The sequence below is a fragment of the Bacillus sp. 9.4 genome (genome assembly GCF_055486415.1).
This window is the reverse complement of sequence record NZ_JBVFMU010000001.1, coordinates 985057-1004141: the sequence shown is the minus strand read 5'-3', so window position 1 is coordinate 1004141 and position 19085 is coordinate 985057. Positions and strand designations below refer to the sequence as shown.

Here is a 19085-nt window from a genome sequence, read left to right as displayed (position 1 = left end):
CTTTACGATGTAAAAGGAGCCACGGGGTCCTTGCGCTTAACTGAAACGAAATCAACGCTGTAAGAAGCCGGTCGGGCTTCTTTTTTATTTTCCAGCCTCATTGCGTATAAATCCTTTGAAACCTTATAATAAAAACAAGAAGACTGTCCTTAGAGGTGAAAGGCTTGGCAACGAAGCATGAACAAATTTTAACGTATATCGATTCACTGCCTGTCGGTGAAAAAATTTCTGTCCGAAGAATTGCAAAGGAAATGAAAGTAAGCGAAGGAACCGCGTACAGAGCGATCAAGGAAGCAGAGAATAAAGGGTTTGTCAGCACAATTGAACGTGTGGGCACAATTAGAATTGAACAAAAGAAAAAAGAGAACATTGAAAAGCTTACCTATGCAGAGGTTGTAAATGTTATAGACGGACAAGTGCTCGGAGGCAGGGCAGGGCTCCATAAGACATTGAATAAATTCGTCATCGGCGCGATGGAGCTTGACGCGATGATGCGTTACACCGCAGCGGGGAATCTTTTGATTGTCGGAAACAGAATCAATGCACACAGGCAGGCGCTTGAAGCGGGCGCGGCCGTATTGGTGACCGGGGGTTTTAACACGGATGACAGCATTGTGCAGCTGGCAGATGAGCTTGAACTGCCGATTTTATCCACGAGCTATGACACCTTTACAGTCGCAGCGATGATTAACCGGGCAATTTATGACCAGCTGATCAAAAAAGAAATTGTTTTGGTGGAGGACATCCTAACACCTGCTGACCGCACGGTATATCTTTCGCCTAAGGATAAACTTGAAAAATGGTATGAGAAAAATTTTGAAACAGGGCACGGCCGCTTCCCGGTTGTTGACGATCAAATGAAAATCCATGGCATTCTGACATCAAAAGATATTGCTGGCCATGACCGAAATGCATCTATAGAAAAAGTTATGACCAAAAATCCCGTCACGGTTATTGGGAAAACATCTGTCGCTTCAGCTGCGCAAACGATGGTATGGGAAGGGATCGAAGTGCTTCCCGTCACTGACGGCCACCAAAAACTCATCGGCATGATCAGCCGCCAAGACGTATTGAAAGCTCTTCAAATGATTCAAAAGCAGCCGCAGGTCGGGGAGAAGCTTGATGATATCGTTTCAAGGGGGTTTAAAGATGAGGGTGATGATAAAGAAGATCAAACGGTTTACGAGTATGAAGTCACGCCGCAAATGACAAATCAGCTTGGAACCATTTCTTATGGCGTATTTACGACTATTTTGACGCAAGCGGCAAATCGATTTTTGCGCTCGAAAAAACGCGGCGAACTCGTCATAGAGAGCATCACCATCTTCTTTTTGAAGCCTGTGCAGATGGAATCAGTCATCGAAGTCAAACCTCGCATCTTGGAGGCTGGCAGAAAGTTTGGGAAAATGGAAGTGGAAGTGCACAGCCAAGGTCATATCGTGTCTAAAGCGATGCTGATGGTTCAGCTGATGGAAAGAAGCTAAGGGACGTTCAGGCGCCCCTTACGCGTGATCTCTTTCAGCTTCTTTGGCGTGAAGGGGATTGTAATGCCTGAAGGCTTTATAACCTGCCCAAGCGCTTCCTGCTCCTATGACGATAAAGATACCGCCGATTACTAACGTTAATACTGAATGGAATAATATCATTTGGTTGAGCCCGTAGAACAGGACTAGTGACCCTAAGGCCATGCTTGATTTTGCTGAACATATTTCTTTTGCCAAAGATGGCTTTGCCCGTACGCCTTTTACTTTATAGTACACATAAAAGCAGGCGGAAAGCCCAATCAAAAAAACAAGAACCAGCATAAATGAAATCCTCCATCGTAAAAGTTTACAAACCCATTTTATACAAAAACGGGCTTGGTTTTGACGTTATTTTTCTTTTCCGTCGGCAGAGAATGTGATTTAATGAATAAAAACAATAAAGGAGTATCAAATGAAAACAGAATTGATCAGAACCATATCATTATATGACACGATTATCTTACATAGACATGTGCGTCCTGATCCGGATGCCTACGGATCACAGTGCGGGCTTACGGAAATCCTGCGTGAAACATATCCTGAAAAAAATATTTTTGCGGTCGGCACGCCTGAACCGTCCCTCTCTTTCTTATATTCCCTTGATGAGGTGGACAATGAAACATATGAAGGCGCACTTGTCATTGTCTGCGATACGGCAAATCAGGAAAGAATCGACGATCAGCGTTATCCTTCAGGCGCCAAACTAATGAAAATCGACCACCATCCGAACGAAGATCCATACGGTGACCTTCTCTGGGTCGATACAAGCGCCAGCTCAGTAAGTGAAATGATTTACGAGCTGTATTTAGAAGGAAAAGAGCACGGCTGGAAGCTGAATACGAAAGCGGCAGAGCTGATCTACGCCGGCATTGTTGGAGATACCGGACGCTTTTTATTTCCGAATACCACGGAAAAAACATTAAAATATGCAGGCGAGCTCATTCAGTATCCATTCTCTTCCTCAGAGTTATTTAATCAATTGTATGAAACAAAACTGAATGTGGTGAAGCTTAACGGCTTTATCTTTCAAAATGTGTCTTTGTCCGAAAACGGGGCGGCTTCTGTTTTCATCAAAAAGGATACGCTTGAAAAATTCGGCACAACGGCTTCTGAAGCGTCGCAGCTTGTCGGGACGCTCGGCAATATCTCAGGTATTCGCGCCTGGGTGTTTTTCGTAGAAGAAGACGATCAAATCAGAGTCAGATTCCGTTCGAAGGGGCCTGTCATTAACGGACTTGCCCGGAAATATAACGGCGGAGGGCATCCGTTAGCTTCAGGCGCCTCTATTTACAGCTGGGATGAAGCTGATCGGATTTTAGCTGATCTGGAAACATTATGTAAAGAACACGAGTAGAGGGGAGACCCTCTCTCTTAGTGTTCATCTGTGACGGGGATGAACCAGCAGCCGAAATCAGTAAGGTCCTCGTAGACTTGGAGATTGTGTGATTGAAGTTCTTTTTTGATGAGGGAAGCGAGTGAGTTTGTTTCGGCATATGCAGAAAAACCTTGTCTGAGACGGGCTGCTTGATCTTTTGCTAACTGACGGTCACTGTAAACCTCCATTTCCCTTCCTCCTTCCTTTCGCCATTAAGCCTCACATATAGTTTATAAAAAAGAATGGGAAAAAGCGACAGAAGTTTGGAGAATTTAAAAAAAATCCATAATTATGTGGCGAAAGATATTTCAAGTTCCACTGTCAGCCTCGTATAAATAATCAATTCTCTGACGGTTGCCTCGTATTTTTTTTCATTGATCATATAGACTTTATTTTCAATTGTCCGCTTCAAGAGATCCTTTGTTTGATAGACGCTCTCTATGTCTTTTGTAATCACCTCTGAAATATCATCCTTTACATGCTCCTCGAATTTCGTTTTATCCGGCTGTGATATTTTATATTTATCCCCATTCAGCAATTTGACGCTGACGCTTTGAATCAGCAGTTTTCTTTTATTATCTTCATTCAGTTTATGGAGGTCTTCTTGATAGATCGAAATTTGATTGTTCAAGTCTTTTACATGCTCTTTTTGCTTTTCGATGAGGCTGACCTGCTCCTCTTGGAATGTTCCGTAAGTAAACAGGAAAAAGAACCAGCTGATTACGGCTCCGCACATCATTCCCGCGAAAAAACGCTGCCATCCCGGTTTTTTGTAATGTTGGGGGACCCTCATGAAGAAAGATGCTCCTGGGTCAGCCATGATATAATAAGCCAGCCGCTTTGCGCGCCCCCCATGGCCGAAATAATTAAAAGAAGCTGTTTAAAGATATCTCTCGTATTGCCTTCGAGTATGCCGCGTTCAAAGCTGTATACCGCATCAAAGGTGCCTCCGATAGCTGCGACAAGTGCCCATATTTTTAACCGGTTGGCAAGCTTTGTAATGGCTGTAAGCGGGGGTTCGCCTGCCAAGTATGCTCCGAGCCCTCCGATGAGTGCGCCCCCGATCAGCACCCCTAACGCAATGAAGTAGCTATTGATAAAATTCACCATAAATCCTGCTTCCTGATCCATCTTTATCACCTCACCTTTTATATCATATTGAGCTTTCAGGACAAGTATGATGATGAGTCAAAAAAGAACATTTGTTTCTTTTGGAAACCGGCCTTATAATGAAGGAAGAAATGGATCGTAATGAGAAAGAGGTGATAGCATGTCTTTTGTTCACCTGCAAGTGCATAGCGGGTACAGCCTGCTAAACAGCGCCGCGGCTGTGGAAGAGCTCGTCAGTGAAGCTGACAGGCTCGGATATGCGTCTTTGGCGCTGACAGATGATCATGTCATGTACGGAGCTATTCAATTTTATAAAGCTTGCAAGGCGAGAGGGATCAACCCAATAATCGGTTTGACGGCTTCTGTTTTTACGGATGACAGCGAGCTTGAAGCATACCCGCTCGTCCTGCTGGCAAAATCAAATACAGGCTATCAAAACCTGCTGAAAATCAGCAGCGTTCTGCAATCTAAATCAAAAGGCGGACTGAAGCCGAAATGGCTTCACAGTTATCGAGAAGGGATTATCGCAATAACGCCCGGCGAAAAAGGATATATTGAAACGCTTCTTGAAGGAGGGCTGTTCGAACAGGCTGCTCAAGCCTCGCTGGAATTTCAGTCTATATTCGGAAAGGGAGCTTTTTATTTCTCCTATCAGCCTTTTAAAGGGAATCAAGTCTTGTCTGAGCAGATTCTAAAGCTGTCAGAAGAAACGGGTATCCCTGTTACGGCCACAGGCGATGTGCATTACATAAGGAAGGAAGATAAGGCTGCCTACCGTTGTCTGAAAGCGATTAAAGCGGGGGAAAAACTGACGGATGCACCCGCTGAAGATTTGCCTGATCTCGATTTGAAACCACTCGAAGAAATGCAAAACATTTATCGAGAGCATCCCGAGGCACTGCAAGCTTCTGTAGAGATCGCGGAACAATGCCGGGTTGACGTCAGTCTCGGGCAGACCCGTCTACCGTCTTTTCCGACCCCAGACGGAACGTCCGCTGATGATTATTTAACGGATATCTGTATGGAGGGACTCCGCAGCCGTTTCGGTAAGCCTAATGAACGATACCTTCGCCGTCTTCAATATGAGCTTGATGTCATCAAGCGGATGAAGTTCAGCGATTACTTTCTGATCGTGTGGGATTTTATGAAGCACGCCCATGAAAAAGGGATTGTTACAGGACCGGGAAGGGGTTCTGCGGCAGGTTCTCTTGTGGCATATGTGCTGTATATCACAGATGTTGACCCGATTAAGCATCACCTTCTGTTTGAAAGATTTTTAAATCCCGAGCGCGTCAGCATGCCGGATATTGATATTGACTTTCCCGATACTAGAAGGGATGAAGTCATTCAATATGTTCAGCAGAAATACGGTGCAATGCACGTCGCACAGATTATCACCTTTGGAACACTTGCGGCAAAGGCGGCGCTCCGGGACGTCGGCAGAGTATTCGGCGTCAGCCCGAAGGAGGCAGATCAGCTTGCAAAACTCATTCCTTCAAGACCGGGCATGACGCTGGATGAAGCGAGACAGCAGTCACCGCAGCTGGATAAGCGGCTTCGGGAGTCAAGCCTGCTTCAGCAAGTCTATTCAATTGCCCGGAACATAGAAGGGCTGCCAAGGCATGCATCAACCCACGCAGCGGGCGTTGTCCTGAGTGAAGAACCGTTAACAGATGTTGTTCCGCTTCAAGAAGGGCATGAAGGGATCTATTTAACGCAATACGCGATGGACCATCTTGAAGACTTGGGCCTTTTAAAAATGGATTTCTTAGGTTTGAGGAACCTGACACTTATTGAATCCATCACTTCAATGATTGAAAAAGAAGAAAATATTAAAATAGATCTTTCAAGTATTTCCTACAGCGATGACAAAACGTTCTCCTTGCTGTCAAAAGGGGATACGACAGGCATTTTCCAGCTTGAATCTGCAGGGATGAGAAGCGTCTTGAAACGGCTGAAACCTTCGGGCCTAGAAGATATTGTGGCAGTCAATGCACTGTACCGGCCGGGTCCGATGGAAAATATTCCGTTATTTATCGACCGTAAACACGGCCGGGAGCCTGTTCACTATCCTCATGAAGATTTAAGGAGCATTTTGGAAGATACATATGGCGTCATTGTGTATCAGGAACAAATTATGATGATTGCTTCCCGTATGGCGGGATTTTCTTTAGGCGAAGCGGACCTATTGAGAAGGGCGGTCAGCAAAAAGAAAAAAGAAATCCTGGACAGAGAGCGAAGCCATTTTGTTGAAGGGTGCTTAAAAAAGGAGTATTCTGTAGACACTGCAAATGAGGTCTACGATTTAATCGTCAAATTCGCAAACTATGGCTTTAACCGAAGCCATGCGGTGGCATACAGCATGATCGGGTGCCAGCTTGCGTATTTGAAAGCTCATTATCCGTTATATTTTATGTGCGGATTGCTGACAAGCGTCATTGGCAATGAGGATAAAATCACTCAATATCTTTACGAAGCAAAGGGGAGCGGGATTCGTATCCTTCCTCCGTCAGTGAATAAAAGCAGTTTTCCGTTTACAGTTGAAAACGGATCTGTCAGATACAGCCTCCGCGCGATAAAAAGTGTAGGCGTCTCAGCAGTCAAAGATATATATAAAGCAAGAAAAGAGAAACCATTTGAAGATCTTTTCGATTTCTGCTTTCGCGTGCCGTCAAAAAGCGTAAATCGCAAAATGCTTGAAGCACTTATCTTTTCTGGTGCGATGGACGAATTCGGCCAAAACCGGGCCACGCTGCTCGCATCCATTGATGTTGCTTTGGAACATGCTGAGCTATTCGCCGCGGACGATGACCAAATGGGATTGTTTTTAGATGAATCGTTTTCAATTAAGCCGAAGTATGTGGAGACGGAGGAGCTTCCTCTGGTGGATTTACTTGCGTTTGAAAAGGAAACGCTTGGCATTTATTTTTCAAATCATCCCCTCTCCGCCTTCCGAAAACAGCTCACTGCGCAAGGAGCAGTCTCCATTCTGCAGGCTCAGCGGGCAGTCAAAAGGCAGCTTTCACTAGGCGTTCTGCTGTCGAAGATCAAAACGATTCGGACGAAAACAGGTCAAAACATGGCGTTTTTAACGCTCAGTGATGAAACCGGCGAGATGGAAGCCGTAGTCTTCCCTGAACAATTCAGACAGCTTTCACCCGTTTTAAGAGAAGGCGCTCTTTTGTTCACAGCGGGGAAATGCGAAGTAAGACAAGATAAGATCCAATTCATCATGTCCCGGGCAGAATTATTAGAAAATATGGATGCAGAAAAAGCGCCATCGGTTTATATAAAAATAGAAAGCAGTCAGCACAGCCAGGAGATCCTGGCAAAGATTAAGCGCATTTTGCTGGAGCATAAAGGGGAAACAGGCGTTTATCTCTATTATGAAAGGCAAAAACAGACGATTAAGCTACCTGAGTCGTTCCATATCAATGCAGATCACCAGGTGTTATATCGCTTAAAAGAGCTGTTGGGTCAAAAAAACGTCGTTTTAAAACAGTGGTAACGATTCGCTTTTTGTTATACAATTGGAGCAATTATGTGATCCTGTTTAAATATTCAGATAGATTTACTCCGCAGAATGCAGCAATCAACGCAGCAGTATACGAATCAAAAAATATCCATAAGGAGTGTTTAGAAGAATGTCATTAAGAGAAGAAGCATTACACCTGCATAAAGTCAACCAGGGGAAACTGGAGTCTAAATCAAAAGTAGAGGTCAGAAATGCGAAAGATCTAAGCCTCGCGTATTCTCCGGGTGTTGCAGAACCGTGTAAGGATATTCATGAAGACATTAACAAAGTATATGATTATACAATGAAGGGGAACATGGTAGCAGTTGTAACTGACGGTACAGCTGTACTTGGCCTTGGAAACATCGGCCCTGAAGCGGCGCTTCCTGTTATGGAAGGGAAAGCAGTTCTTTTCAAAAGCTTTGCGGGCGTAGATGCGTTCCCGATTGCTTTAAACACAAACGATGTTGATAAAATCGTTGAAACTGTAAAATTGCTGGAACCGACATTTGGCGGCGTCAACCTTGAAGATATTGCAGCGCCAAATTGCTTTATCATTGAAGAGCGCCTCAAAAAAGAAACAAACATCCCGGTTTTCCATGATGATCAGCACGGTACTGCCATTGTAACCGTAGCAGGTCTTGTGAACGCGCTGAAACTGTCTGGAAAATCCATGTCATCCATTAAAGTTGTCGCAAACGGCGCGGGTGCGGCTGGCATTGCGATTATCAAGCTTCTTCATCATTATGGCGTTCGCGACATTGTGATGTGCGATTCCAAAGGGGCCATTTATGAAGGGCGCCCGAACGGCATGAATGATGTCAAAAATGAAGTGGCGAAGTTCACGAACCAAGATCGCAAAGACGGTTCTCTGAAAGATGTCATCGTTGATGCTGACGTATTTATCGGTGTCTCTGTAGCAGGCGCGTTAACAAAAGAAATGGTTCAAAGCATGGCAAAAGATCCAATTATCTTTGCAATGGCAAATCCAAATCCGGAAATCATGCCGGAAGATGCGCGTGAAGCCGGAGCAAGCGTTATCGGAACTGGCCGTTCTGACTTCCCGAACCAAGTAAACAATGTTCTTGCATTCCCTGGTATTTTCCGCGGAGCACTTGATGTGCGTGCCACTCATATTAACGAGGAAATGAAAATCGCAGCGGTTGAAGCCATTGCTTCACTGGTTTCAGAAGATGAGCTTAGCGCAGACTATGTCATCCCTGCACCGTTTGATAAACGTGTTGCGCCTGCTGTTGCGAAGGCTGTGGCAAAAGCTGCGATGGAAACAGGTGTTGCAAGAATCACTGTTGACCCTGAGGAAGTCGCAGAAAAAACAAGAAAACTTACGATTATTGGTGAATAATTTTAATTCATTCCAAAAATGGCAGCGCGTTGGCGGAGACCGGCGCGCTGTTCTCAAGTTAAACTGACGGCTGAAATTTTTTTAGGGGGTTAGCCTTAAAAAAATTTCAGCCGGGTTTAACATTATTTTTGAATGCGCTGTCAACCTTGTCGTTTCAACACCTTATCTGATTTCATACAAGCCTTTCCGAGCACGTCATCGAATAAAAAGTTGTCGAATTGAGGATGACAGCGTTTGACAAAAAAAGTACAATAGTTTCGGTAAAGTTATTAGCAAGTCTATCTGTTTGATGACATGCGGTGAAGAGAACCCTTCACAAAAGGGAGGTAATCATTTGTTAAAGGATATATTCACGAAAAAGAAAAAGTATGCTTCCGTACCATCTGATCAAGCGAAGCACGATGTTCCGGAAGGCATTATGACAAAATGTCCTAAGTGTAAAAAAATCATGCTCACTAAAGAGTTGGATAAAAATATGCGGGTATGCATGAACTGCGATTATCATTTCCCAATGAACGCAAAACAGCGTATCGAAAGCTTGATGGATGAAAAATCCTTTGAGGAATTCAATCAGGGAATGCTCTCGGAAAATCCGCTTGGTTTCCCGGGATATCTGGAAAAGCTTGAAAAAGATCGCGAGAAAACATCCTTAAACGAGGCTGTTGTGACAGGCAAGGGCACCATCGGCGGATACCCGGCTGTAGTCGCCGTCATGGATTCTTCATTCAGAATGGGCAGCATGGGTTCAGTCGTCGGTGAAAAAATCACGCTTGCGATTGAAAAAGCAAAAGCTGATAAAGTTCCGTTTATTATTTTTACGGCTTCAGGCGGCGCTAGAATGCAGGAAGGCGTATTAAGTTTGATGCAGATGGCTAAGACAAGCTCTGCGTTAAAACTGTTCAGTGAAGAACAGGGTCTTATTATTTCAGTAATGACGCATCCGACTACCGGGGGCGTATCAGCAAGCTTTGCATCCCTTGGCGATTACAATTTCGCTGAGCCTGGCGCGCTGATCGGTTTTGCCGGAAGACGGATTATTGAACAGACAATAGGAGAAAAACTGCCTGAGGACTTCCAAACGGCTGAATTTTTATTAAAACATGGACAGCTTGATGCGGTTATTCATCGCGACGATATGAAAAAAACGTTAGAAAATCTGCTGGATATGCATCAAACAGGAGGTGACATTGAGTGGCTCCAAGATTAGAATTTGAAAAACCGGTGATCGAACTGCAAACCAAAATCGCCGAACTAAAAAAATTCACCCAAGATTCCGATATGGATCTAAGTGCGGAAATCGAACGGCTCGAAGACCGTCTCGCTAAGCTTCAGGATGATATTTATAAAAATTTGAAGCCATGGGACCGGGTTCAAATCGCGCGTCTGGCGGACCGTCCGACAACTCTTGATTATATCGAACACCTGTTTACCGACTTTTTTGAATGTCACGGAGACAGAGCGTACGGGGACGATGAAGCCATTGTCGGCGGGATTGCGAAGTTCCACGGCCTCCCTGTAACGGTAATCGGGCATCAGCGCGGCAAAGACACGAAGGAAAACCTAGTCCGCAATTTTGGGATGCCGCATCCTGAAGGCTACAGAAAAGCGCTTCGTCTGATGAAACAGGCTGACAAATTTAACAGGCCGATTATCTGTTTTATTGATACGAAGGGGGCATACCCTGGACGAGCAGCTGAAGAAAGAGGACAAAGTGAAGCTATTGCCAAAAACCTGTTTGAGATGGCCGGCCTTCGAGTGCCTGTTATCTGCATCGTCATTGGTGAAGGCGGAAGCGGCGGAGCCCTTGGTCTGGGTGTAGGCAATCACTTGCATATGCTGGAAAACTCTACTTATTCTGTTATTTCTCCGGAAGGTGCCGCGGCACTTTTATGGAAGGACTCCAGTCTTGCTAAAAAAGCAGCAGAAACAATGAAAATCACTGCGCCGGATTTAAAAGAATTAGGTATTATAGATCATATGATTAAAGAAGTAAAAGGCGGAGCGCACCATGATGTGAAGCTGCAGGCAAGCTATATGGACGAAACCCTTAAACAATCGTTAAAAACTTTGCTGAAGCTGAGCGAAGAAGAATTAGTTCAGCAGCGCTATGAAAAATATAAAGCAATTGGCAAAGTCTCGGTTGAAGATCAATATATCGGGGTAAACTAAATAAACGTGAAGCCTTTGGCTCACGTTTATTTTTTGTGACATTCCTTAAATTTTATTTAAAAACAATTTATTTAATTGTATAATAGGTAAGGTTTCATAGGGAGGATGGAGATCCCTTTTCATTGTTTTTAGGGCAATGATCATGTTATGTTTAATCATATATGTTGCTGAGGTGAATGGAGAATGAAACGTATAGGGGTATTAACGAGCGGCGGGGATTCCCCGGGAATGAACGCAGCAGTTCGCGCAGTAGTTAGAAAAGCGATCTATCATGACGTTGAAGTTTACGGTATTTACAACGGATACGCGGGATTAATCAGCGGAAAGATTGAAAAGCTTGAACTCGGATCAGTAGGCGATATTATACATCGTGGAGGAACTAAGCTTTATACGGCAAGATGTCCTGAATTCAAAACAGTTGAAGGCCGTGAAAAAGGGATAGAAAACTTGAAGAAGCTTGGTATTGAAGGCCTTGTTGTTATCGGCGGAGACGGTTCATATATGGGTGCGAAAAAATTAACGGAACACGGGTTTCCATGTGTAGGTGTACCGGGTACAATTGATAATGACATTCCGGGCACTGATTTTACAATCGGTTTCGATACAGCTTTAAATACAGTAATTGACGCAATTGATAAGATTCGCGATACAGCGACTTCTCATGAACGTACATATGTAATCGAAGTAATGGGTCGTCATGCCGGCGATATCGCATTGTGGGCCGGTCTTGCAGGGGGCGCGGAATCGATCTTAATCCCTGAGGCAGACTATGACATGCACGAAATCATTGCCCGCTTAAAACGCGGCCACGAACGCGGCAAGAAGCACAGTATTATTATTGTTGCCGAAGGTGTAGGCAGCGGTGTTGAATTCGGGAAACGCATTGAAGAAGAAACAAATCTTGAAACTAGGGTATCTGTATTGGGCCATATCCAGCGCGGAGGTTCTCCAAGTGCTGCTGACCGTGTGTTAGCAAGCCGTCTCGGCGCATATGCAGTTGAACTGCTGCTTGAAGGAAAAGGCGGACGCTGTGTAGGTATACAAAACAATAAGCTTGTAGACCATGATATTATAGAAATACTTGAGACAAAACACACAGTTGAGCAAAACATGTATCAGCTTTCAAAAGAACTGTCTATCTAATGTGCAGCTGAAGGCTGAAGATTTCAGAAGGAAGTGAACCAAATGAGAAAAACTAAAATTGTTTGTACCATCGGTCCGGCAAGTGAAAGTATTGAAATGCTTACGAAATTAATGGAGTCAGGAATGAACGTGGCTCGATTAAACTTTTCTCACGGAGATTTTGAGGAGCACGGTGCAAGAATTAAAAATATCCGCGAAGCAAGTAAAAAACTTGGCAAGAACGTTGGAATTCTGCTTGATACAAAAGGTCCTGAAATCCGCACACATACAATGGAAAATGGCGGTATTGAGCTTGAAACAGGCAAAGAGCTCATTATTTCAATGGACGAGGTTGTAGGAACAACAGATAAAATTTCAGTGACATATGAAGGTTTAGTCCATGACGTTGAACAAGGTTCAACGATTCTTTTAGATGACGGCCTTATCGGTCTTGAGGTACTTGATGTAGATGCCGCTAAACGCGAAATCAAAACAAAAGTATTAAACAACGGAACACTCAAAAATAAAAAAGGTGTTAACGTACCGGGCGTAAGTGTCAATCTTCCGGGTATTACTGAAAAGGATGCGCGAGACATCGTTTTCGGTATTGAGCAAGGAGTAGACTTCATCGCACCATCTTTCATTCGACGTTCTACGGATGTGCTCGAAATCCGTGAGCTTCTTGAAGAGCACAACGCTCAGGATATTCAAATCATCCCTAAAATCGAAAACCAAGAGGGCGTTGACAACATCGATGCGATTCTCGAAGTGTCTGACGGCTTAATGGTTGCACGCGGAGACTTAGGTGTGGAAATTCCAGCTGAAGAAGTGCCGCTTGTGCAAAAAGAACTGATCAAAAAATGCAACGCGCTGGGCAAACCTGTTATTACAGCGACACAAATGCTTGACAGCATGCAGCGCAACCCGCGTCCGACTCGTGCGGAAGCAAGTGACGTTGCAAACGCGATCTTCGACGGAACAGATGCGATCATGCTATCTGGTGAAACTGCTGCCGGAAGCTATCCGGTTGAAGCAGTTCAAACAATGCATAACATCGCGTCCCGTTCTGAAGAAGCTTTAAATTATAAAGAAATTCTCTCAAAACGCAGAGATCAAGTGGGCATGACAATTACAGACGCAATTGGACAATCTGTCGCGCATACGGCGATTAACCTGAATGCTGCTGCGATCGTAACGCCGACAGAAAGCGGCCATACAGCACGTATGATTGCAAAATACCGTCCGCAGGCTCCGATTGTTGCGGTTACTGTAAATGACTCTATTTCCAGAAAGCTTGCCCTCGTATCTGGCGTATTCGCGGAAAGCGGCCAAAATGCGAGCTCAACAGATGAGATGCTTGAGGATGCTGTCCAAAAATCATTGAACAGCGGAATTGTAAAACACGGCGATCTTATCGTTATTACAGCAGGCACTGTCGGTGAGTCCGGCACTACGAATTTAATGAAGGTTCATACTGTCGGTGATATCATCGCTAAAGGCCAAGGCATTGGACGCAAATCAGCTTACGGTCCGGTTGTCGTTGCACAAAATGCAAAAGAAGCTGAGCAAAAAATGACTGACGGTGCGGTACTTGTTACCAAAAGCACTGACCGTGATATGATTACATCCCTTGAAAAAGCGTCTGCTCTTATTACAGAAGAAGGCGGTTTGACTAGCCATGCGGCGGTAGTCGGATTAAGCCTTGGCATCCCGGTTATCGTGGGTCTGGAAAATGCGACATCTATTTTGACAGATGGCCAGGATATTACAGTTGACGCTTCCAGAGGCGCAGTCTATCAGGGCCGTGCGAGCGTTCTTTAATTACAGGTGAAAACGGAAGGGGAATCCCTTCCTTTTCTCTTTATCATGCCTTTTGTTGAACAGAACGTGTTACACGTGTGGGGGGCTTGGATATGAGATTTTTGTTTTTGCTTTTTATTGTGTTTCCGGCAATAGAAATCGGCATATTCCTATTTTTAGGCAAGCTGATTGGCATTTTGCCGACAGTTTTATTCATGATTATGACGGGCATTATCGGCGCAGCAGCTGCAAAAAAACAAGGAACCGAAGTATATTATAAGGTTCAGCGTGATCTTCAATATGGCAAAATGCCGGGGGAAGCGATTGCTGACGGTCTGTGCATTTTCATTGGCGGTCTATTGCTGATGCTTCCGGGCTTTTTATCAGATTTGGTCGGCGCCTGTCTTCTTATCCCGTTTACCCGCGGCTGGTGTAAGCCGATTCTGTTCAAATGGCTGAGAGGAATGTCGAAGAATAAGCGGATCATCATCAAATAAAAAACGGCAGCCATGAAAAAACGGCTGCCGTTTTATTTTTGCTGAACGGTGATATAGGACCATATTTCTTTTAATGCGCCTGTTGTGATGAAAGCTTGGATGATGACGAGTACAGCCGGACCCGCAATCAGTCCTAAAAACCCGAATAATTTAAAGCCGGCAAACAGGGCGATGAGCGTTGCCAGCGGATCGATCCCGATAGATTTACTTAGTATCTTGGGCTCTGTCAGCTGGCGCTGAATAAGAACGACGAGGTACAGGATACCAATTCCGATCGCTTGGGGCAGCTGGCCCGTAATCGACAAATACAAAATCCAGGGCACAAATACGGAGCCGGCACCTAAGTAAGGGAGAAGATCTACAAGCCCGATTAAAAAAGCGATTGTTGCGGCGTGTTCAACCTTTAAGAGAGAAAGGCCGATAAATACAATCACCATCGTGATGAAAACGAGGACGGCTTGTGCTTTGATAAAACCAGCCATTGCTTTTTTTAATTCGCTGCTGATCGCTTTGCTGTTAGCTGTCACACGATCCGGCAGAATTAAAACAAGCATGGCTTTCAGCTTATGCCAATCCTTTGTCATAAAAAAGGTTGCCAGAAGAGAAAAAATCAGAACCGCCGCTGTATTGGGAAGAAGAGCGAAAAATCTCGGGATCATCTCTAGAATGTGGGACAGCAGGAGCCCGGCATTTTTAGCGGCAGAATCACCGAGCGTCTGGATATGAGTGACGATGGAAGCCTGCTGGTTTGTTTCCAATTCTTGAAACAAAAGAGTTAACTCGTTATAGAGCGGCTGAATATGAGTTGTAAACAATTTTTCGCAATATGAAATAAACGTGCTGATATGCGGAGGCAGCGTTTTTGCTAGATAGGCTGTTCCCGTTACGATTTCGGCTACCAGAATGGTGAGCACGCCGAAGGCTGCGAGCAGAAAAAAAGCAAGAACGCCCAGAACATTTATCGTTCGGGGGAATCCTGTCACTTTGTCCAAATAATCGACAACAGGATGAATCACCGATGAAAGAATAAGGGCGATCAGGAACGGATAAGTTAACGGAAACGAATAATAGGCCGCAGCTATCGACCCTGCGGTCATTGATATGACAAAGAGGGTTCTGAAAAAAATAGTGATATAAGATTGATTCACGAAAACGGTCCTCCTCTCGTCAGCATGTCCTATTTTTTATATGTATTCACGCTGTTGCTGAATATGAATACATTCATCTTAAAGGAGGGATGGCATGTGTTTACACAAGCGAATTTATTTTTAATTTTACTCTTGGCTATCGCACTTATCGCAAAAAACCAATCATTGCTCTTTGCTGTATCCGTCCTTTTGATCATCAAAATCCTAGGGCTTGATCAGAAATTATTTCCGACCATCCAGTCAAAAGGCATTAACTGGGGTGTGACCATTATTACCATCGCCGTTCTTGTCCCGATTGCCACGGGAGAAATCGGATTTAAGCAGCTTGGAGAAGCAATGCGGTCTTCCTACGCATGGATCGCCCTTGGAGCGGGGATCGCAGTGGCGCTGATTGCAAAAAACGGCCTGACCCTGCTTGAAAATGATCCGCATATTACAACTGCTCTCGTGATCGGGACCATTCTTGCAGTCGCGCTTTTTGGAGGAGTTGCGGTGGGACCGCTGATCGGAGCGGGGATTGCTTATTTAGCCATGCAGATCGTAAAACTGTTCACTTCATAAAAAAAAGCGGCCTTAAAGCCGCTTTTTTTTGTATGCAAAAACCCGCAAATAAAGGCGTTTTTTCGGGGAAATCACAGAATGAAAAAAAAAATTATAGGTAAACATTTAACAAATGTCTGATTATTGTTTATAATGAGAATAGGCTTAAACTTAAATAAGCTTATAAGAATTTGTTATGTTCTTTCATAAGCAAAGGGTTTTAGTTCCAGCAGCCAGTAAAATGTAAGCATTTTCTTTTTGGGGGAGAGAAATACTTGCATCGTGCTTTTTAAGTAAGCCTCATGTTTTTACAACACTCTTAAAGGGGAAATTTATTGAAAAGGAGATGTTATATATGACAGCGACACGCGGTCTTGAAGGGGTTGTAGCAACAACATCATCTGTTAGTTCTATTATTGATGATACCCTTACATATGTGGGGTATGATATCGATGATTTGACAGAGAATGCAAGTTTTGAAGAAATCATCTACTTGCTTTGGCATCTAAGGCTGCCAAACAAAAAAGAGCTTGAAGAGTTAAAGCAGCAGCTTGCAAAGGAAGCTGCCGTTCCGCAAGAAATTATTGAGCACTTCAAATCTTATTCCCTCGAAAATGTTCATCCCATGGCTGCTCTTCGGACAGCAATTTCATTACTAGGCCTGCTTGACAGCGAGGCTGATACCATGAACCCGGAAGCCAACTACAGAAAGGCGATCCGCCTTCAGGCAAAGGTGCCTGGCCTGGTTGCAGCGTTTTCCAGAATTCGCAAGGGTCTTGAGCCTGTTGAACCGAGAGAAGATTACGGTATTGCGGAGAATTTTCTTTACACATTAAACGGTGAAGAGCCTTCACCAATTGAAGTTGAAGCCTTCAACAAAGCATTGATTTTACATGCTGACCATGAGCTGAACGCGTCAACGTTCACAGCGAGGGTCTGCGTCGCAACACTTTCTGACATCTATTCAGGCATTACTGCAGCAATCGGCGCGCTGAAAGGGCCTCTTCACGGCGGAGCGAATGAAGGCGTTATGAAAATGCTGACAGAAATCGGTGAAGTGGAAAACGCTGAGCCGTACATCCGCGCTAAACTTGAAAAGAAAGAAAAAATCATGGGATTCGGCCACCGTGTGTATAAGCATGGTGATCCGCGCGCGAAGCATCTGAAAGAAATGAGCAAGCGCCTGACCAACCTGACAGGCGAAAGCAAATGGTATGAGATGTCGATTCGTATAGAAGACATCGTCACATCAGAGAAAAAGCTTCCGCCTAACGTTGATTTCTATTCGGCTTCTGTATATCACAGCCTCGGTATTGACCATGATTTGTTTACACCGATTTTTGCTGTAAGCAGAATGTCCGGCTGGCTCGCTCATATTCTTGAGCAGTATGACAACAACCGTCTGATCCGCCCGCGGGCAGATTACACAGGCCCTGACAAACAAAAATTCGTTCCGATTGAAGAAAGAGCCTAAAGAACCATTGGAGGCTGGCTTGCGTCAATGAGGTTAGCCTCTTGTTCAGAACATCAAAATTGGGTTACACTTTAAATTGAATGTTAGGAAAAATCATTTTATTTTCTATATAAGAAAAATAAAATGTTTTCTAAATATGAATTACATACTGGGAGGTTTTTATTGTGGCACAAGGTGAAAAAATTACAGTCTCTAACGGAGTATTAAACGTACCAAACAACCCGATTATCCCATTTATCGAAGGAGACGGAACCGGTCCTGATATTTGGAACGCGGCTTCGAAGGTTTTGGAAGCAGCAGTAGAAAAAGCATACAAAGGCGAAAAGAAAATTACATGGAAAGAAGTTTACGCCGGAGAAAAGGCTTATAATAAAACAGGTGAGTGGCTCCCTGCTGAAACATTAGATGTGATCCGCGAATATTTCATCGCGATTAAAGGCCCGTTAACGACACCTGTCGGCGGCGGTATCCGTTCTTTGAACGTAGCGCTCAGACAAGAGCTTGACCTATTCGTCTGCTTAAGACCTGTAAGATACTTTACTGGAGTGCCGTCACCGGTAAAACGCCCTGAAGATACTGATATGGTCATCTTCCGTGAAAATACAGAAGATATTTACGCAGGCATCGAGTATGCAAAAGGCTCTGAAGAAGTGCAAAAGCTTATCAGCTTCCTTCAAAATGAGTTAAACGTCAACAAAATCCGTTTCCCTGAGACATCAGGTATCGGCATTAAGCCTGTTTCAGAAGAAGGAACAAGCCGCTTGGTCAGAGCTGCCATTGATTATGCGATCGAGCATGGCCGCAAATCTGTAACGCTTGTTCACAAAGGAAACATCATGAAGTTCACCGAAGGCGCCTTCAAAAACTGGGGCTATGAACTTGCTGAAAAAGAATACGGAGATAAAGTCTTCACATGGGCTCAATATGACCGCATTGCTGAAGAAGAAGGAAAAGACGCTGCCAACAAAGCGCAAAGCGAAGCGGAAGCAGCAGGAAAAATCATTATCAAAGACAGCATTGCTGACATTTTCCTTCAGCAGATCTTAACGCGTCCAAACGAGTTTGATGTCGTTGCGACAATGAACTTGAACGGAGATTACATTTCTGATGCTCTTGCTGCGCAAGTCGGCGGAATCGGCATTGCTCCTGGAGCGAACATCAACTACGAAACAGGACATGCGATTTTCGAGGCGACGCACGGAACGGCTCCTAAATATGCAGGCCTTGATAAAGTAAACCCATCTTCAGTTATTCTTTCAGGCGTTCTGCTTCTTGAGCATTTAGGATGGAACGAAGCGGCTGATTTGGTTATCAAATCTATGGAAAAAACAATCGCTTCCAAAGTCGTAACTTACGATTTTGCTAGATTAATGGACGGGGCGACTGAAGTGAAATGTTCAGAGTTCGGAGAAGAACTGATCAAAAACATGGACTAAGCAAGGAAAAAGCC

General features: G+C 44.3%; 17 protein-coding genes. 12 read left to right on the top strand and 5 right to left on the bottom strand.

Going from position 1 to position 19085, the window contains the following annotated elements; all coding sequences use genetic code 11:
• Positions 1-164: 164 nt before the first annotated feature.
• A complete protein-coding gene (locus tag ACZ07B_RS05905; protein ID WP_071577048.1) occupies positions 165-1484 on the top strand; it encodes a CBS domain-containing protein in 1320 nt (439 codons plus the stop codon).
• A gap of 18 nt (positions 1485-1502) precedes the next feature.
• On the opposite strand, the gene ACZ07B_RS05900 is transcribed toward ACZ07B_RS05905, so the two are convergent.
• Positions 1503-1805, bottom strand: coding sequence for a YtpI family protein (locus ACZ07B_RS05900; protein ID WP_003229401.1), 303 nt, complete (start codon positions 1803-1805; stop codon positions 1503-1505).
• Between the two features lie 130 nt (positions 1806-1935).
• On the opposite strand from ACZ07B_RS05900, the gene nrnA reads away from it, so the two are divergent.
• Positions 1936-2877, top strand: a complete 942-nt coding sequence (gene nrnA, locus ACZ07B_RS05895; RefSeq protein WP_004398971.1) for a bifunctional oligoribonuclease/PAP phosphatase NrnA — start codon at positions 1936-1938, stop codon at positions 2875-2877.
• 17 nt (positions 2878-2894) lie between these two features.
• Here the strand turns inward: nrnA and ACZ07B_RS05890 are convergent, their stop codons facing one another.
• The 3 genes from ACZ07B_RS05890 to ytrH all read right to left on the bottom strand — a co-directional run bounded on the left by ACZ07B_RS05890 (position 2895) and on the right by ytrH (position 4029).
• On the bottom strand, positions 2895-3086 hold the full coding sequence (locus ACZ07B_RS05890) for a hypothetical protein (RefSeq protein WP_003229407.1): 192 nt from the start codon (positions 3084-3086) through the stop codon (positions 2895-2897).
• Positions 3087-3187: 101 nt separating this feature from the next.
• A complete protein-coding gene (ytrI, locus tag ACZ07B_RS05885) occupies positions 3188-3691 on the bottom strand; it encodes a sporulation membrane protein YtrI (protein ID WP_003229408.1) in 504 nt (167 codons plus the stop codon).
• A complete protein-coding gene (ytrH, locus tag ACZ07B_RS05880) occupies positions 3688-4029 on the bottom strand; it encodes a sporulation membrane protein YtrH (RefSeq protein WP_003229410.1) in 342 nt (113 codons plus the stop codon). Before ytrH ends, ytrI begins: the two co-directional genes overlap by 4 nt.
• A 139-nt stretch (positions 4030-4168) precedes the next feature.
• Between ytrH and dnaE the strand changes: the two genes are divergently transcribed.
• From dnaE to ACZ07B_RS05845, 7 genes are all read left to right on the top strand, one after another.
• Positions 4169-7516, top strand: coding sequence for a DNA polymerase III subunit alpha (gene dnaE, locus ACZ07B_RS05875; protein ID WP_464876997.1), 3348 nt, complete (start codon positions 4169-4171; stop codon positions 7514-7516).
• A gap of 136 nt (positions 7517-7652) precedes the next feature.
• Positions 7653-8885 carry an NADP-dependent malic enzyme gene (ystJ, locus tag ACZ07B_RS05870; protein WP_014664951.1) on the top strand — a complete coding sequence of 411 codons (1233 nt, stop codon included), beginning with the start codon at positions 7653-7655 and terminating at the stop codon, positions 8883-8885.
• A gap of 334 nt (positions 8886-9219) precedes the next feature.
• Positions 9220-10092, top strand: coding sequence for an acetyl-CoA carboxylase, carboxyltransferase subunit beta (accD, locus tag ACZ07B_RS05865; RefSeq protein ID WP_217003008.1), 873 nt, complete (start codon positions 9220-9222; stop codon positions 10090-10092).
• Positions 10077-11054: an acetyl-CoA carboxylase carboxyl transferase subunit alpha gene (accA, locus tag ACZ07B_RS05860; protein ID WP_003229417.1), complete on the top strand. Its 978-nt coding sequence runs from the start codon at positions 10077-10079 to the stop codon at positions 11052-11054. The genes accD and accA overlap by 16 nt, the downstream gene beginning before the upstream one ends.
• A 183-nt stretch (positions 11055-11237) precedes the next feature.
• Positions 11238-12197: a 6-phosphofructokinase gene (gene pfkA, locus ACZ07B_RS05855; protein WP_003237788.1), complete on the top strand. Its 960-nt coding sequence runs from the start codon at positions 11238-11240 to the stop codon at positions 12195-12197.
• Positions 12198-12239: 42 nt separating this feature from the next.
• Positions 12240-13997, top strand: coding sequence for a pyruvate kinase (pyk, locus tag ACZ07B_RS05850; RefSeq protein ID WP_024573339.1), 1758 nt, complete (start codon positions 12240-12242; stop codon positions 13995-13997).
• 92 nt (positions 13998-14089) lie between these two features.
• Complete coding sequence (locus ACZ07B_RS05845) at positions 14090-14473, top strand: FxsA family protein (RefSeq protein ID WP_464876996.1); 384 nt, start codon at positions 14090-14092, stop codon at positions 14471-14473.
• Between the two features lie 32 nt (positions 14474-14505).
• On the opposite strand, the gene ytvI is transcribed toward ACZ07B_RS05845, so the two are convergent.
• On the bottom strand, positions 14506-15621 hold the full coding sequence (ytvI, locus tag ACZ07B_RS05840; protein WP_029318231.1) for a sporulation integral membrane protein YtvI: 1116 nt from the start codon (positions 15619-15621) through the stop codon (positions 14506-14508).
• 96 nt (positions 15622-15717) lie between these two features.
• Here ytvI and ACZ07B_RS05835 point away from each other — a divergent pair, with 96 nt between their 5' ends.
• The 3 genes from ACZ07B_RS05835 to icd all read left to right on the top strand — a co-directional run bounded on the left by ACZ07B_RS05835 (position 15718) and on the right by icd (position 19071).
• Positions 15718-16182 carry a DUF441 domain-containing protein gene (locus ACZ07B_RS05835; protein WP_076458322.1) on the top strand — a complete coding sequence of 155 codons (465 nt, stop codon included), beginning with the start codon at positions 15718-15720 and terminating at the stop codon, positions 16180-16182.
• Between the two features lie 334 nt (positions 16183-16516).
• The gene (gene citZ / locus ACZ07B_RS05830) at positions 16517-17635 is read left to right on the top strand and encodes a citrate synthase (protein WP_004398810.1); all 1119 of its coding nucleotides are present in this window, start codon (positions 16517-16519) and stop codon (positions 17633-17635) included.
• Positions 17636-17799: 164 nt separating this feature from the next.
• Entirely contained in the window at positions 17800-19071 is a 1272-nt protein-coding gene (gene icd, locus ACZ07B_RS05825; protein ID WP_014477637.1) for an NADP-dependent isocitrate dehydrogenase, read from the top strand.
• The last annotated feature ends 14 nt before the right edge of the window (positions 19072-19085 follow it).